This window comes from Exiguobacterium sp. A1_3_1, from assembly GCF_048985645.1.
In the GTDB taxonomy this organism is placed as follows: Bacteria; Bacillota; Bacilli; order Exiguobacteriales; family Exiguobacteriaceae; genus Exiguobacterium_A; species Exiguobacterium_A indicum.
Genome location: NZ_WBYY01000329.1, coordinates 1 through 721, shown reverse-complemented (window position 1 = coordinate 721; position 721 = coordinate 1). Strand labels below are relative to the sequence as shown.

General features: G+C 43.8%; 1 protein-coding gene. It reads right to left on the bottom strand.

Going from position 1 to position 721, the window contains the following annotated elements:
• Positions 1 to 86: 86 nt before the first annotated feature.
• Positions 87 to 509 (bottom strand): YslB family protein, encoded by a 423-nt coding sequence (locus F8N00_RS18205; RefSeq protein WP_235147587.1) that lies wholly within the window; start codon positions 507 to 509, stop codon positions 87 to 89.
• Positions 510 to 721 lie beyond the last annotated feature (212 nt).

Below are 721 nucleotides of genomic sequence, written 5' to 3'. Positions count from 1 at the left end.
AGTCTCGTGGGCTCGGAGATGTGTATAAGAGACAGAATCTACTTCGATGTTGAAAATCAAGATTCCTGTCACGTTTTATGTAAATTTCACTTGAGCGGTTCAAGTGGATCTTTAGGATCGATTTGGACCGTGATTTGAACGAGCTCTTTAGTTAACTCGGCATATCCTTCCGCGACACATCCGTTAAAACGGGAGAACTGTTCAGCGAGGAAACCGGCTTCGAGTTGGAAGTATCCATGTGGTCGTTCATCTCTCGTCGTATCAGGAGGAGACAGCACGAACAAGACGACCGTGCCTTTACGTTTCTTGATTTCGAGCGTTCCCCAACCTGCTTGTTCAAAAAATGAGGCTAATTCAGATTCATCTACGACAGGGAATTGACGCGCTAGACGTTTACCTGCCCAGTAGATGACTTGCCGATAATCCGATCCGAGAAGATCGGTCAGCACATAATCTCGGATCAATTCGATACCGAAAAGTGGTGTTTGTTTTGGTGTAGCATCCATCATGATTCACTCCTATCTGTGAACCATTATACCGAGATGATTCTTGTCGGTCATTGTTTTCCTAAAAAAATTTGCAGTTAAATGCAACGGCTCGGGTTGTCTTCTAAAAAGGACAGGAGTAGAATAAGTGATGAAAAGACGAATTTCCTTATGAAAGCGCTTTTCTACCAAAATGCGCCAACGGTTGATTGGCAAACAAAAGGGGGGATTTGGAT

Bases quoted from the DNA above. Each gene is read 5' to 3' on its own strand.
- F8N00_RS18205 (WP_235147587.1), bottom strand. From the start codon at position 509: ATGATGGATGCTACACCAAAACAAACACCACTTTTCGGTATCGAATTG.